This is a genomic window from Gluconobacter kondonii (assembly GCF_002723995.1).
GTDB classification, from domain to species: domain Bacteria; phylum Pseudomonadota; class Alphaproteobacteria; order Acetobacterales; family Acetobacteraceae; genus Gluconobacter; species Gluconobacter kondonii.
Map to the genome: position 1 here is coordinate 257,337 of NZ_BEWP01000001.1, position 14,994 is coordinate 272,330.

Here is a 14,994-nt window from a genome sequence, read left to right on the forward strand (position 1 = left end):
CGCTGACAATCCCCGTAATCCGGCTCAGCCGCCGCTTGCGGGCAAGATCAATATCCGTCGTCATGGTCATCCGATCAGAACCCGGTCAACAAGAAGCCCGCAGAACAGCAGGAACAGATAAGCCAGCGAGTAACGAAATGCGAAGCGCGCGGGCTTATCCTTTGTCAGGCTCACGCCTGTTGCATCCTGCTTGTCCATCAGCACACGAAACGCGCAGAGAATGAAGCCCAGATCCAGCAGGCTGGTCACGATCGTATAGGTCAGCCCGACTTCATGAACAAACGTCGGCAGCAGCGATACTGCGGTGAGAATGAACGTGTAGATCAGGATCTGCCACCGCGTATGACGCGCGCCTTTCACGACCGGCAGCATTGGAATGCCAGCCTTGTCGTAATCCTTGCAGGCATAAAGCGACAGCGACCAGAAATGCGGCGGCGTCCACAGGAACACGATCGCAAACATCGCGACCGGCAGAACCGCCATGGAATTCATGCTCGCAGCCCAGCCGATCATCGGCGGGAACGCGCCCGCAGCCCCACCGATTACGATGTTCTGCGGCGTGCTCCGCTTGAGCCACATCGTGTAGATGACGCTGTAGAAAAAGATCGAAAACGCCAGAATTCCGGCTGCCAGCGCATTCGTCGCAAGCCAGAGCACAACGACAGACAGAACCGACAGCACGATCCCGTAAACCAGCGCCGCCTGTTCCGGCATCCGCCCGTCCGGGATAGGCCGCACGACCGTCCGCTTCATAATCGCGTCGATGTCGCGGTCGTACCACATATTGATGGCGCCTGCGGCCCCCGCCCCGATGCAGATGCACAGGATGGTAATCAGTCCGATAGGAATGGACGGCCAACGCGGCGCCACGGCCATGCCTGCAGCCCCGGTAAACACCACCAGTGAAATCACACGCGGTTTAAGAAGTGCCAACCACTCGCGCAGGGACGGATCATTATCCTTCCCCGGAACGGAAAAAACCCCCGAAGGGGCCAGAGGTGTCGCCGTATCGCTCATGCCGAGACCCGGGCACGCCCGGTCTCCCTCAACAGGAACAGCCCCACCAGCCCAAAGGCTAGCAGACTGACACCCATCAGAATCTCACCATAGATCATCACGCCCGGCACGATCGAACAGAACGCACCCACCAGCATGAGACCCGCATGGACCCGACTCAGCAAAGAAGGAATACGACCGGGGAGAAGCCTCTCAACCCAGGCATAGAACCCGCCACACAGCGCCATGATCCCACCAAATGCCACGGCCGTATGGTCGCCTGAATGGCCCGGCAGAGCATCAGACAGCCATCCCGCCGCAAACAGCAGAATGCTGCCAATCGCCCACAGCGCAGTTCCATCCAGATCGCGCTTCTGCTGCCACACATCCTGGCACAGCGCCCCAATCAGCACCACCGACGGCACGATCTGCGTCACCAGCATAAGACTGGCCCCTACCCCGGATGCTAAAGACCCATACAGTCCGTCCATCCAGAGCAGCGGCCCACCAACCCCCATCACGCCAAACACATAAGGCGCAACCGTCCAGGACGCCCTGCCACGGGCAGACCGTGACAGAAGGGCCGACGTAACCAGCCCGAGTGCTGGAGTCAGCATCAGTGCCATTTCAGGCAGATGGAGCGTTTCGATGAGAGCGTCGGTGGTCAGTCCGTCCATCATGCCGCGCGTCACGACAGCGGCCAGAACCGGTGCCACCAGAACGACGCTGCATGCCGTTGCGAGAAGCGACCATGCCAACGGTGCCATGTCCCTGAAACGGCAGGTCCGTCCTTCAAGACAGGTGGTAATCACATCAGTCGCTACGGCCAGAATACCAGCAGACCAGAGGAGCATCGCGACGAAAGGCAGGAGGGGCAGAAGGACAACACCTGCCGAAAGAAAACCGAACCCCGCCAGCGTCAGTCCGCGAAGTACTGTCCGGTCAGTCCCGAGCGCTGCCGGCAATAGCCACTGCCCAAACCCGCCCAGCGCAGCAGGACACATGACGAAGAAAGTCATGAGAATACCGTGACAGAAGGCCTGTCCGCTGGTGGGATGTGTCTGGAGAATTGGCAGGGCCAGCGACCCACCCAGCAGGCCCGCAAACAGGGCCAGCAGAATGAAGGATGTTCCGACTCGGCGGCTTGAGCGGTCCGAGCCAGTATCCGGAGCAGTATCGACGGCCTGATAAATCATGATCGCGTAGTCGGTCCCTGAACGTAGGAATACCGCAGCGAGCGTCGGAATACTCGGCGCCGACACACGTGCGGAACCAAACGCCGATCAGGCGACCAGGGCTGCTGCGTCGCTTTTACTCTCGCATTGCGGCAATGTCACGAGTGTAAACAGCCCCGCTGGCGGAACCGGCGTCAGCGTTGCACGACGCAGGTCTTCGGGCGGCAGAAGCGACTCAATGGCGAAATCCGGATGCCAGCCCAGCGAGCGGGACGCCCGGGCCATGCCACGCTCCACCGACAGACGCACACCACCGGTCGCCAGAAAATGATTCACGAACAGGATGTGCCCACCCGGCTTCACGACGCGCTTGAGCTCGGTCAGCAAGCGGTCAGGATGCGGGACGACGGAGGCTACGAACATCGCTACCGCAATATCAAAGCTGTCATCTTCGAACGTTGTGGCTTCCGCATCCATTTCCAGCAGATCGTCCACATTCGTCAGATGCTCCTGAAGCACCCGCATCCGTGCACGCTCCAGCATGTCTTCGGAAAGATCGATTCCCGTAATGCGTTTGCTCTGGGAGTAGGACGGCAGGGCAAGTCCCGTTCCGACACCGACTTCCAGAACCCTCTCTCCTGGCAGAGCATTGACCGCAGCCACTGCTCTCTTACGCCCGTAACCCGAAATACCGCCAAAAACAGTATCATAAACACGGGCCCAACGACGATAAGCCGTTTTGACGGCTTCCGCGTCCAGTGCCGAACGCGGGGAAAGGGTTGAGGACATTGTGATATGCGACCTTCTTTGTCTGCTCGGCCTTCACAGGCCAGAGCTATCCAGAACATGTTCAATTCGCACCTTCTTGCCCTCCCCGATAGGCATCTGGCAAGACACGCAGTGTGCATGGCGTTTCAAGCCCATGTTTTCGACGGGGCCAAGGAGGACAAACATGCTGGTCTATTATCTTGTGGCGCTTACTTTCGTGATTTGGGGCACCCTCTATTTCCTGTATTTCCGCGTGCAGCTTCGGGACTGGTTCGGCAATCGTTTCGGTCGGGACAGCAAAGCCAGAATGGAGGAAATCCTGCCGGATGAACCCCGAATGTCCCTCACCTACACGTCGCCCTCAGAGGATGGACCGCAGCGATAGTTCCCTTTTTTCCCAACCGAACCTTATCACGACGCCCGAACACGTCCTTCGATTGCATCCCAGATCAGCCCCGCGCTGTTGATGCCGTCAAAACGGTCCAGCTCCTGCAGACCCGTGGGTGACGTGACGTTGATTTCTGTCAACCAGTTCCCGATCACGTCGATTCCTGTGAAAATCAGCCCATGGTCGCGCAGATATGGTCCGATCGACTCACAGATTTCCCGATCACGCGCCGTCAGCTCCACACTCATCGCCCGGCCGCCGACATGCATGTTCGAGCGCGCCTCTCCCGTTGCCGGAACCCGGTTGATCGCGCCGATCGGCTCGCCATCCACCAGAATGATACGCTTGTCCCCCTGACGCACGGCTGGCTCGTAACGCTGGATCATGAGCGGTTCACGCGAACGTGCGAAATGCATCTCCAGCAGCGCGCCCAGATTTTCATCATCCGGCTTGATCCGGAAAATCCCTGCCCCACCATTGCCGAACAGCGGCTTGACGATCAGGTCGTGATATTTTTCGCGGAACGCCAGAATTTCGCGCGTATCCCATGTCACGAGCGTCGGGGGCATCAGATGCGGAAAATGCGTCACCAGCAGCTTTTCCGGCGCGTTCCGCACCGCTACCGGATCGTTCACCACAAGCGAGCGTCCCTCGCCCACACCATGCACGTGCTCGAGCATATGCGTGGCCGTGATGTAGCCCATGTCGAACGGCGGATCCTGACGCATCAGGATCACATCCGTCTGCCCCAGATCCAGAACCTGCTCTTCGCCGAACGTCGCATGATTGCCACGCTCGCGCCGTACTTCAACCGGCCGTGCCCGCGCCTGAACACGCCCGCCACGTCCCTGTCCTTCGACAAGGCTCAGCGTCGTCACCGGATAGACCCACAGCTCATAGCCGCGCGCCTGAGCCTCAAGCATCATCGCAAACGTGGAGTCGCCATCAATATTGACGGACTCCAAGGGGTCCATCTGAACAGCAACGCGAAGAGAACGGGACATCAGGAAACTCCGGTCCGGGGAAATGGGAGTGGAATAGTCTGTGTAAACGCAGGTCGTATTTTTTCAAAGCCACGCCCCTACCGTGCGCCCAAACGTCAGGCCGCTACCGCCACGGGATAGGAGATCTTCAGGATTTCGATCTCAACCGGCCCGCGCGGCGTCTGCAACATCGCCACGTCCCCGACCCGCGTTCGCATCAGCGCCCGCGCTACTGGCGAGATCAGACTGACCTCGCCGCGCGCTAGATCGGACTCGTCCACACCGAGGATTGTCACCGTGTGCTCGACGTCATCTTCGTCCACATAGGTCACGGTCGCACCGAAAAACACACGGTCCCGCGTGGTCTGCCCTGCGGGATCGACAATCACCGCATTTTCCAGACGCTTACCCAGAAACCGCATCCGCCGGTCGATTTCCCGCAACCTGCGCTTGCCATACTGATAGTCGGCGTTCTCCGAACGATCGCCATTGCTGGCTGCCCAGGACACGATCTCCACAATGCGTGGCCGTTCCTTCTGCGCCAACTCCTTCAGTTCAGCCCGCATCACAGCTGCCCCTTTCGGCGACAGATAATGCGACAGCGGCGTTTTCTCAGCCATCTCAGCGGCCTCCCCGACCGCGTTTCTTCTTGGCCGGATCATACCCGCCCCCGCCCGGCCCCAAAGGCACAGGCGTCTTCGGAGCCTTTCTCGCACCCGGACGTCCGGCGGTCGAGTTGGCAATCGGTGGCGGCTCCAGCCCCATATCGATCGCCTCAAGCCGCTTGACCTCGTCGCGCAGTCGGGCGGCCTGTTCGAAGTCCAGATTGGCGGCGGCCTCCCGCATCCGCTTTTCCAGATCCTGAATGGTGGCGGGGAGCGATTTGCCGACGAACTGTTCCGTATCGCCAGAGCCGTCCGGAGCGACCGTCACATAATCCTGCTCGAACACTGACGACAGCGCATCGCCGATCTTCGACCGCACCGTCATTGGCGTAATTCCGTGCGCCTCGTTCCATTCCGTCTGCTTGGCCCGACGCCGCGCCGTCTCTTCGATCGCGTATTTCAGGCTGTCCGTCATCTTATCCGCATACAGCAGCACACGCCCATCGACGTTACGCGCCGCACGCCCGATCGTCTGGATCAGCGAGGTCTTGGACCGAAGGAATCCTTCCTTATCGGCGTCGAGAATGGCCACAACCGAACATTCCGGAATATCCAGCCCCTCACGCAGCAGGTTGATTCCCACCAGCACATCAAAGGCCCCGAGACGCAGATCGCGGATGATCTCGATCCGCTCCAGCGTATCCACATCCGAATGCAGATACCGGACCTTGACGCCCGCTTCGCCCAGATAATCCGTGAGATCCTCGGCCATCCGTTTGGTCAGCGTCGTCACCAGAACACGCCCGCCCTTGCTGATCGCGTCCCGACATTCATGCAGTAGGTCATCGACCTGCCCTTCGACAGGCCGCACATCCGTCACCGGATCGATCAGACCCGTCGGGCGAATGATCTGCTCGGCAAACACGCCGCCCGTCTGTTCCATTTCCCACGGCCCCGGCGTCGCGGAGACGAAGATCGACTGCGGTCGGAATGCATTCCATTCCCCGAACGCCAGCGGACGGTTGTCGATGCAGGACGGAAGGCGGAACCCGTAATCCGACAGCACGCTTTTCCGCGCCCTGTCCCCACGCTCCATGCCACCAATCTGCGGCACCGTGACATGACTTTCATCCACGATCAGGAGCGCATCTTCCGGCAGATATTCGAACAATGTCGGCGGCGGATCACCCGGACCACGGCCGGACAGATAGCGCGAGTAGTTCTCGATCCCCTTACACGCCCCCGTCGTCTCGATCATTTCCAGATCAAACGTGGTCCGCTGCGACAGACGCTCCGCCTCCAGCAGCTTTCCGTCCTCGGTGAACTGCTCAAGACGCCCGCGGAGTTCGTTCTTGATCCCGATCATCGCCTGATTGAGCGTGGGACGCGGCGTCACGTAATGCGAGTTCGCATAGACGCTGATTTCCGCCAGATCCGCCGTCTTGTTCCCCGTCAGCGGATCGAACTCGACAATCTGGTCGATCTCATCGCCAAACAGCGACACGCGCCAGGCCCGGTCCTCGTTCTGCACCGGAAAGATGTCGATCTGCTCGCCCCGTACCCGAAACGTCCCGCGCTCGAATGCTGCATCGTTGCGCCGGTACTGCAATTCCACCAGTGCCTTGATCAGCCGCTCGCGGTCGATGGAGCCGCCCACCTCAAGCCGCACGACCATTTTCGAATACGTCTCGACTGACCCGATACCGTAAATACAGGAGACAGACGCCACGATGATAACGTCATTGCGCTCCAGCAGAGCCTGCGTGGCCGCATGGCGCATCCGGTCGATCTGTTCGTTGATCTGGCTGTCTTTCTCGATATACGTGTCCGACCGAGGCACGTAGGCCTCCGGCTGATAGTAATCGTAGTACGACACGAAATACTCGACCGCATTGTCCGGGAAGAACTGCTTCATCTCCCCGTAAAGCTGAGCCGCCAGTGTCTTGTTCGGCGCCAGAATGAGCGTCGGCTTCTGTGTCGCCTCAATGACTTTCGCCATGCTGAACGTCTTACCCGAGCCCGTGACACCCAGCAGAACCTGATCCCGCTCGCCGCCCTCAACGCCCTTCACAAGCTCCGAAATCGCCGTCGGCTGATCGCCCGCCGGATCGTAATCCGACTTAACGACGAGCCTGCGCGTTTTGGGTTTGACGGGCTGTCTCTCAGGAAGAAACTGCGTCAGGGGCATGGATGCGGCATTGCGAACGGAAGAGGTCGGTTTTTTGGCCATCATCGCAAGATGGGAAACCGCGCGACACAGGGCAAGAGGCATCTGCACAGAGGCCCTTCCGGACAACATTCCGCCCGCATATCTTTATGACATTTTATTGCTGAAAGGGATGGAGAGACTCGCCGTCCGGCGCTATCAACACCCATGTCTCTTTGAAGGAAAAACCGTCATGGACGTCCAAACGATCGAACAGACCTACATCCAGCTCCAGCAGCAGGCCCAGCAAACCGCGCAGGCGCTTCAGGCTCTTGGCTCAAAAATGCAGGCTTCTGTCCAGAGCGGCGACCTGCAGGCCCGCGAATGGTCTTTGGACCTCCGCGAACTCGCCCTAGCGTTTCAGGCCGAACAGCAGCAGGTCACGAACCTCCTGCAACAGATCCACGCAGCCCTTTCGAGCATTCAACCCGACTACGGCGTACAAGCCGCTTATCAGGCTCCGACGCAACAAAGTCCCGTAAAGCCAGTTCAGGTCGTTCCCGACAATAATTTCGTCTCGAACATCCTCAACTCCGGCTTCGCCCGCTCCGTCGAAGCTGGTGCAGGCTTCAGCATTGGCAACGACCTCATCAAGGAAATATTCTGATTTTCCGTATATTCTAACGCCATATATTGCAAAAATCCAAATCAGACCTGAATTTCTACCGGTGCAGGCTTTATATATCGCATATATAAATAATTTTACCAATATTTCCACATATAATTAATTATAAATACCAAATATCCTATATTTATATTATGAGAATTATCTTTTTATCAGATAATTACATTTTTATATTTTAAAGAAACAATTCGTTTCGTATGTGATGTATTTGCCGACCCGGCAGGAATTATGACTTATTGTTTAATAAACATATTGAAGTGTTTCAATTCGATGACATAGCGTGAATTCCAGAATTTTCATGAACAGGAACTGGAACCCGCTCGTGCAGTCAGCCTTGGGACGATATCTTTTATCCGGTGTCGCATTGATCGGCCTTCTGGTCAGCCCGACGCGGGCCGCCAGCACCACGCACAAAACACACCCGCATCACGCAAACCACGCAAAGACCACCACGCCTGCACACCGCGCACTCCCGGCCCACAAACATGCAACAGTGGCATCCGGCACTGAAGACATGACGGTTCATGCGCAGCGCAGAGGCTCGCATAGTGCGGTGGAAGTCGTCACACGAGAAACAATGGATCATTTCGTCGCCGGCACAAGCCCGATGCAGATCCTTGCTCTGACGACACCCGGCGCAAACTTTGCCTCCGATGATGCTTTCGGACTCGATACAGTCGCCAATACCCTCTATGTCCGCGGCTTCAATCAAACCCAGCTCGGTGTCTCGCTCGACGGAATCCCGATGGGCGGACAGGGCTTCCACAACTGGAACGGCCTCGGTGTCGACCAGATGGAAATTCAGGAAAACATCACCAGCCTGACCATGTCTCAGGGCGCAGGCGCACTGGACACGCCGTCAGCGCAGACGCTCGGCGGGGCCATTACCTTTACTACTGCGGACCCTTCCGACAAGGCAGGCGGTCAGATCAGTCAGCTTTTCGGCAGTTATAACGGCTTCAGAACTTTCGGCCGTGTGGATAGTGGCAAGCTGAATTCCAGCGGTACCAAATTTTACGCCGCCTATGCCCGGACCGATCAGGATCTCTGGAAAGGCTATGGCGATCAGCAGGAACAGCAGGCCAATTTCAAACTGGTCCAGCCCGTTGGCGATCACGGTAAAATCACGGCAGTTTTCGACTATTCAAACTTTGAACAGTACAATTATCTCAGCCTAACCAAAAACATGTGGCAGAAGATGGGCCGCAATACGACCTATCTGAAACCCAACTACGCCCTCGCCAAAGAATACGCCTATTACGCCCAGAATGGCGGCGTCCCGGCTGGTCTTGAGGGCGTTCTGTCCAACGACGAAATCGGCGATTACGCTTACGACGGCACCCAGACCCAGCGGAACTATCTCTCCGCCATCACGGGTGAGTTCCAGCTGTTCCCCAACGTCACATCCAAGACAATCGCTTATGCCCACGTCTCGAACGGTGATTACAGCGCCACCAACCCGTTCCTGACCTCCCCGACCTCACAGGTTCCAATGGCGATGGAAACCGGTCATCCCGACGTCCGACGCCTGGGTTTCGTCCAGAATTTTGATATCCATGCCGGTCATAACAACGATATCAAAACCGGCATCTGGTACGAAAACGATCGCTTTAACTATCCGATGATGATGTATGAAGACGGCGTTGATACACCGCATTCCTCCATCTCCAACTTCAAGAACGGAACCACCTGGTGGGCAGATTCCTTTAACACCAATACGTTTCAGTATTATTTGCAGGACACATATCAGATTATCCCGGGCATGACCGTTGAAGCTGGCTTCCGCTCCCTGCTGCAAACGACGCATGGCGGAACCAGCGTCGACAACACAAGCACGCTGTCCTCATGGGGCGTCTATTACAGCCATCCTGCTTCCGGCGATCTGACGGCAGCGAACGCGTTCCTTCCGCATTTTAATTTCGACTATCACTTCCTGAATCAGCACGAAGTCTATTTCGATATTGCTGAAAACATGCGCGCTTATGATTACTCCGCCCAGAGTTCCAGCGGATCGCCCTGGTCCGGTCTTGGAAGCGCGGCCAACCCTGCACAAACCGTCTTTGACGAGAACAAGAAATCCCTGCGCCCGGAGCGGACCTGGAACTATGTGGTCGGCTACCGTTTCAACTCCCACTTCTTCTCCGGAAGTGCCGATTTCTACCATACCGATTATTATAACCGCCTTGCCGCCATCACCAGCGGATCAACCGGCAACACCTACAGTTCATTCATGAATGTGGGGCGTGAAACCATGAACGGCGCAGACGTCGCAGGAACATTCCGCCCGCTGCCCGGTCTGGCCATCACCAACAGCTTCAGCTGGAACGATGCCACCTACGAAGACACGCATCTGCCGTATAACGGCGGTTACGTCAGCATCAAGGGCAAGCAGCAGGTCTACTACCCGAAGTTCATGTATAAGGCTGACGTGAGCTACACATGGCATCGCGCAACCTTCAACTTCAACACGACGTACACCAGCGCACGTCAGATGACCTATACCAACGATGAGCAGATTCCCGCTTACTGGACATCAAACCTCAACGTTGCCTACGATTTCGGCAAGGTCGGCTTCGCCCAGAACCTGAAGACGTCCTTTGGCATCACCAATCTCTACAATCAGAACTATATTGGTGGCGTTTACGGCGCAGCCTCGGTTGCTGGCGATGACAACGCAAACCTGTTTGTCGCAGCGCCGCGCGAATTCTTCGGAACGATTGCAGCACAGTTCTAAGCCGTTATCAGCACCCCAGAAACAAAAAGGGCGCTTCCTTTGCAGGAAGCGCCCCTTTTCAACTGAACCTTTTAAAGTGAAGACAGCGCCGGAGGAACCTTCGCTTTCTCCAGAGCCTCTTTCTGACGCGCGGCCAGAACATTCACATCGAAGCCCTCGATCAGTTCCTCAAACATATTGTGCCAGTTCAACCGCGCCTCCAGACGCAGGAACGCGCTGCCCAGCCCGATCGCGGACCGGTCCATCAACACGAACTCACGCGGCAGCTTCACACCGCCCGTGCGCTTGAGACCGTCATAGACTTTCTCAAGAACCTGACGCGCTTCCGCTGGATCGTTGCTTTCCTGCATGGAGCAGACGCGGTCTGTCATGAGTGGACGGTAGAAGAACCGCGCCCATTCATTCAGAACACCCGCCGTTTCACGCGAGATCCCGACAAAACCCCACTTGCTGTAGGCATGGAACGCCAGTTCTTCGTTATTCTCACGCAGCGCCGTGAACAGGTCGATGATCCCTTCCACAAAGCGCGGTGAGAAAATCCGAACAGCCCCGAAATCCAGCAGGTTCAGGCCGTAGTCATCCCGTACGGTGAAATTGCCCATATGCGGGTCACCGTGAATGACACCGTAGCGATAGACCGGCGTATACCAGGCTTTGAACAGTGCCGTCGCCATCGCATTGCGATCTTCCAACGGCAGGTTTTCGCCCAGAACGGCCCGCATGCTTCGGCCGCTCACCCAGTCCATCGTCAGCAACCGCCCTGTGGACAGTTCCTCGACCGGAGCAGGAACCGTGACCTCGGGCGTTTCGGAAAGCATATCCCGATACAGCCGCAAATGGCTCGCTTCCCGCCGGTAATCCAGTTCCTCGCGCAATCTGTCCGCGAGTTCGGTGTAAACCTCGTCCTGACGGATCGTCGTCTCGAACTGCTTGTAAATGCCGAGTGCGGCCCGGAACTGCCGCAGATCCGAATCCACAGCCGCCTGCATGTCCGGATACTGCAATTTGCACGCTACCTCGCGCCCATCGACCAGACGCGCCCGATGCACCTGCCCAAGCGACGCCGCCGCGACGGCTTCGTGGCTGAAGGAGCGGAAATGCTTTTCCCACCCCGCCCCAAGCTCTGCCTGCATGCGACGGCGCACGAAGCTCCAGCCCATCGGCGGCGCGTTGGACTGCAAATGCGCCAGTTCTTCAGCATATTCGTCCGGAAGCGCGCCGGGAATGGTGGAGAGAAGCTGGGCCGCTTTCATCAGCGGCCCCTTGAGGTTTCCCAACGCCGACTTCAGGCCCTCTGCATGAACGCCCTTGTCCGTCTTGAAGCCCAGACGGTTCCCCGCCATCCGCGCCGCAATACCGCCGACCGCGCCGGAAGTCCGCGCCATGCGACGCAGTTCCCCCATAAGGCCGGTGTTGTCGAGATCCCTCGCCATGATGCTCCTCAGTCCTCCTGCTCGAGCTGATCGATCAGCCCCGAGATCACATCCAGTCCTTTACGCCAGAAACCCGGATCTGTCGCATCAAGTCCGAACGGCGCGAGCAGTTCCTTGTGGCGCAGCGTTCCACCGGCTTCGAGCATGGTGCGGTATTTCGCAGCAAAACCCTCAGGTTTTTCCTGATAAACGCCATAGAGCGCATTCACCAGACAGTCCCCGAAAGCATACGCATAAACATAGAACGGGGAATGCACGAAATGCGGAATGTAAGACCAGTACAGGTCATAATCTGGTGTGAAGTGGAACACGGGCCCCAGACTCCGCACCTGAACTTCCCGCCAGATTTCTCCCAGACGCTCCGGCGAAAGCTCACCCTTCGCCCGCTCGTCATGGACCTTCACTTCGAACTGATAGAACGCGATCTGTCGGACGACCGTGTTCAGCATGTCCTCGACCTTCGCCGCCAGCATGTGACGACGACGCTTCGGATCACTCTCCGCATCCAGCAGGGACTGGAACGTCAGCATCTCGCCAAATACCGATGCCGTCTCGGCCAGCGTCAGGGGCGTATCGGCATTCAGATAGCCCTGTTTTTTCCCGGCCAGCGTCTGATGCACGCCATGCCCCAGTTCATGCGCCAGCGTCATGACGTCACGCGGCTGCCCGCGATAATTCATCAGAATATACGGATGCACGGACGGGACGCAGGAATGGGAGAATGCCCCCGAGGACTTCCCGGCCACAGGGGCCGCATCAATCCACGGATTGGTCAGGAAGTTCTGGACAATGTCCCCCAGAGCCGGATCGAACCCGGCATAGGCCGTCCGCACGATCTCCTTGCCCTGCTCCCAGTCGATCTGGCGCGTCTCCACACCCGGCAGCGGGGCATTGCGGTCCCAGTGCTCCAGCGTCTCCAGCCCGAGCCACTTCGCCTTGAGCGCATAATACCGGTGCGCCAGACGCGGATAGGCCTCGTCCACCGCGCCTACCAACGCGTCGACAACCTCGTCTTCGACCATGTTCGCCAGATTGCGCGAACTCGTCGGACGCGGATAGCCGCGCAGCTTATCCCCGATCGCCTTGTCCTTGGCGAGCGTATTGGTAATCATCGTCAGCAGACGCGAATTCTCGCCCAGAACCGCACTGATCTGCTGCGCCGCAGCCTCGCGCTTCGCACGATCCGCATTCGTCAGCAGATTGAACGCCTCGCCCAGCGGCTTGTCCTCGCCGTCGATCGTGACACTCAGCGTCGCCATGGTCTCATCGAACAGCCGGTTCCAGGCATTGCGTCCCGTCACCGACTTGTCCATCAGCACCTGCTCGACCTCATCGGAGAGCTGATAGGGCCGGTACATCCGCAGATCCCGCAGATACGCATCCCATTTACGCATCTCCGGCGCCTCGCAGATCCGCGCCAGATCCTCGTCCGCGATCCGGTTCAGTTCCAGCGTGAAGAACATCAGATCGGAGGCCACCTCCGTCATCCGCTCCTGCACGCCCTGCGCGAACCGCCCCCAGACCGGATCAGTCGTATGCGCTGCAAAGCCGAGGCTGGAGAACGACCCGATCTTCCCGAGACCTTCCTCGATCGCCTCATATTCGGCAAAGGCCGCAGCGAGTTCCGCCCCGCTCAGACTGCCCAGACGCCCTTTATAAGTCTCGCAGAAACGGCGTGCCTCTCCTGCCCAGCGATCGAAATCCGTCGCCAGAACCGGATCTTCCGGGGAAGCATAGAGATCGGACAGGTCCCAGCGGGGCGGCATCTGCTCCCCGGAGGACGAATTGGGCGTGCCGTCAGCGGCAGAAAAGAGCATGGTCATAACCTGACCTTAGAGCCACAATCCCAGCCGTCAAACGGGATGTTGATGACAAATCCGTAGTGTAAAAACACCGTCAGACCCCGACAAAGCCCCTAACCCCGGATCTTCCGCCACTTCATGCGAAAATACCCCCCCCAGGCATTTGAGCCCCTGACATCCTTTGAAAATCTTCAGAAGCGAATCGCAGGGCCGGATCTGGTGCGCTCAGTTGCCATTCTCGACGTTCTCATTTGCCATGACGGAATCATGTTCTCATCCTGGTGGCACAAGGATCTTCCGTTCCATCTGGCGGTGCTCGGTTTTTATGGCGTGATGCTGTTCTTTGTGCTCAGCGGCTTCCTGATTGGGACCATCATGCTGGATCTGTTGGAACGCAAAATCTCAGCAAAAGGCTGGGCCATTTTCCTCATACGCCGATGGATGCGCACCCTTCCGGCTTATTATGCGTGGCTGTTCGCACTGTTAATTCCGCTCGCCTATTTCGGCCCCTACGGCGTGACATGGGAGGAAGCCAAGCGCGTCCTGCCCTGGTTCCTGACCCTGACGCAAAATCTGGGCTGGCCCATGGTCTCGAACTGGTACGACGCCACATGGTCGCTCTGCGTAGAAGAGTGGTTCTACATCGCCTTCCCGGCGCTTCTACTCACACTCCTCGCCTGCCGCCTGAAACCGAATCTGGCCTTCGGAACTGCTCTTGCAGTCTTCTTCATCGTCCCGCTCTGCTGGCGCCTCTCTCTCCCCACAAACGTCAACTGGAACGAAGTCACCAGCAAGATCGTTCTTTGCCGCTTCGACTCCATCGCATGGGGCATTGCCGCAGCCTGGTTGTATCGATGCAAGCCCGCAGTCACCCGCTACAGCGCGTATCTCGCAGCATTGGGCACCGTCATCGTGCTCACAGTCTGGTGGCGCAACACCGGAGACAACGCGCTCTGGCCGTCGCGCTTTGGTGCCATGGGATCATTTGATGTCGTAGGCTTCGGTTATGCGCTCTGCATGCCCGCAATGATGCGTCTGCGAACGCTGCCTCCCCTGATCGGTCCGGCGGTTCGTAGCCTCAGTACCCACAGTTATGGGCTTTATCTGTGCCATCTCCCGCTGGTGATGATGGCGAGCGACCTCCAGGCCCGCTACAGCCTCGGTCGTCGGCACGCCGTGATCCTTACGATCCTCACCACAATCGGAGGCGCGATACTGTCATGGCATCTTGTGGAACGCCCCTGCCTGAAACTCCGTCCCAGACAGGGGTAGAACGCTT

12 protein-coding genes are annotated in these 14,994 nt (G+C 58.1%); 4 read left to right on the forward strand and 8 right to left on the reverse strand.

Annotation, left to right across the window (positions count from 1 at the left end; translation table 11 throughout):
* Positions 1 to 66: 66 nt before the first annotated feature.
* From GKO01_RS01165 to GKO01_RS01175, 3 genes are all read right to left on the reverse strand, one after another.
* The gene (locus tag GKO01_RS01165) at positions 67 to 1,017 is read right to left on the reverse strand and encodes a heme o synthase (RefSeq protein ID WP_099285324.1); all 951 of its coding nucleotides are present in this window, start codon (positions 1,015 to 1,017) and stop codon (positions 67 to 69) included.
* Positions 1,014 to 2,192 (reverse strand): cbb3-type cytochrome c oxidase subunit I, encoded by a 1,179-nt coding sequence (locus tag GKO01_RS01170; RefSeq protein WP_099285325.1) that lies wholly within the window; start codon positions 2,190 to 2,192, stop codon positions 1,014 to 1,016. The genes GKO01_RS01165 and GKO01_RS01170 overlap by 4 nt, the downstream gene beginning before the upstream one ends.
* 87 nt (positions 2,193 to 2,279) lie before the next feature.
* Positions 2,280 to 2,960 (reverse strand): class I SAM-dependent methyltransferase, encoded by a 681-nt coding sequence (locus GKO01_RS01175; RefSeq protein WP_099285326.1) that lies wholly within the window; start codon positions 2,958 to 2,960, stop codon positions 2,280 to 2,282.
* A 163-nt stretch (positions 2,961 to 3,123) separates the two neighbouring features.
* On the opposite strand from GKO01_RS01175, the gene GKO01_RS01180 reads away from it, so the two are divergent.
* Positions 3,124 to 3,324, forward strand: coding sequence for a hypothetical protein (locus tag GKO01_RS01180; RefSeq protein WP_099285327.1), 201 nt, complete (start codon positions 3,124 to 3,126; stop codon positions 3,322 to 3,324).
* 26 nt (positions 3,325 to 3,350) lie between these two features.
* On the opposite strand, the gene gshB is transcribed toward GKO01_RS01180, so the two are convergent.
* From gshB to uvrB, 3 genes are all read right to left on the reverse strand, one after another.
* The gene (gene gshB, locus GKO01_RS01185) at positions 3,351 to 4,331 is read right to left on the reverse strand and encodes a glutathione synthase (RefSeq protein ID WP_099285328.1); all 981 of its coding nucleotides are present in this window, start codon (positions 4,329 to 4,331) and stop codon (positions 3,351 to 3,353) included.
* A 95-nt stretch (positions 4,332 to 4,426) separates the two neighbouring features.
* On the reverse strand, positions 4,427 to 4,930 hold the full coding sequence (gene greB, locus GKO01_RS01190) for a transcription elongation factor GreB (protein WP_099285329.1): 504 nt from the start codon (positions 4,928 to 4,930) through the stop codon (positions 4,427 to 4,429).
* Between the two features lies 1 nt (position 4,931).
* On the reverse strand, positions 4,932 to 7,145 hold the full coding sequence (gene uvrB / locus GKO01_RS01195) for an excinuclease ABC subunit UvrB (protein ID WP_099285553.1): 2,214 nt from the start codon (positions 7,143 to 7,145) through the stop codon (positions 4,932 to 4,934).
* 169 nt (positions 7,146 to 7,314) lie between these two features.
* On the opposite strand from uvrB, the gene GKO01_RS01200 reads away from it, so the two are divergent.
* Positions 7,315 to 7,728 (forward strand): hypothetical protein, encoded by a 414-nt coding sequence (locus GKO01_RS01200; protein WP_099285330.1) that lies wholly within the window; start codon positions 7,315 to 7,317, stop codon positions 7,726 to 7,728.
* 532 nt (positions 7,729 to 8,260) lie between these two features.
* Positions 8,261 to 10,480, forward strand: coding sequence for a TonB-dependent receptor family protein (locus tag GKO01_RS01205; protein WP_244901292.1), 2,220 nt, complete (start codon positions 8,261 to 8,263; stop codon positions 10,478 to 10,480).
* Between the two features lie 71 nt (positions 10,481 to 10,551).
* Here the strand turns inward: GKO01_RS01205 and GKO01_RS01210 are convergent, their stop codons facing one another.
* Together GKO01_RS01210 and GKO01_RS01215 are read right to left on the reverse strand one after the other, a co-directional pair.
* Positions 10,552 to 11,913, reverse strand: coding sequence for an ABC1 kinase family protein (locus tag GKO01_RS01210; protein ID WP_099285331.1), 1,362 nt, complete (start codon positions 11,911 to 11,913; stop codon positions 10,552 to 10,554).
* Positions 11,914 to 11,921: 8 nt separating this feature from the next.
* On the reverse strand, positions 11,922 to 13,730 hold the full coding sequence (locus tag GKO01_RS01215; protein WP_099285555.1) for a M3 family oligoendopeptidase: 1,809 nt from the start codon (positions 13,728 to 13,730) through the stop codon (positions 11,922 to 11,924).
* A gap of 123 nt (positions 13,731 to 13,853) precedes the next feature.
* Here GKO01_RS01215 and GKO01_RS01220 point away from each other — a divergent pair, with 123 nt between their 5' ends.
* Positions 13,854 to 14,987, forward strand: coding sequence for an acyltransferase family protein (locus GKO01_RS01220; RefSeq protein WP_099285332.1), 1,134 nt, complete (start codon positions 13,854 to 13,856; stop codon positions 14,985 to 14,987).
* Positions 14,988 to 14,994 lie beyond the last annotated feature (7 nt).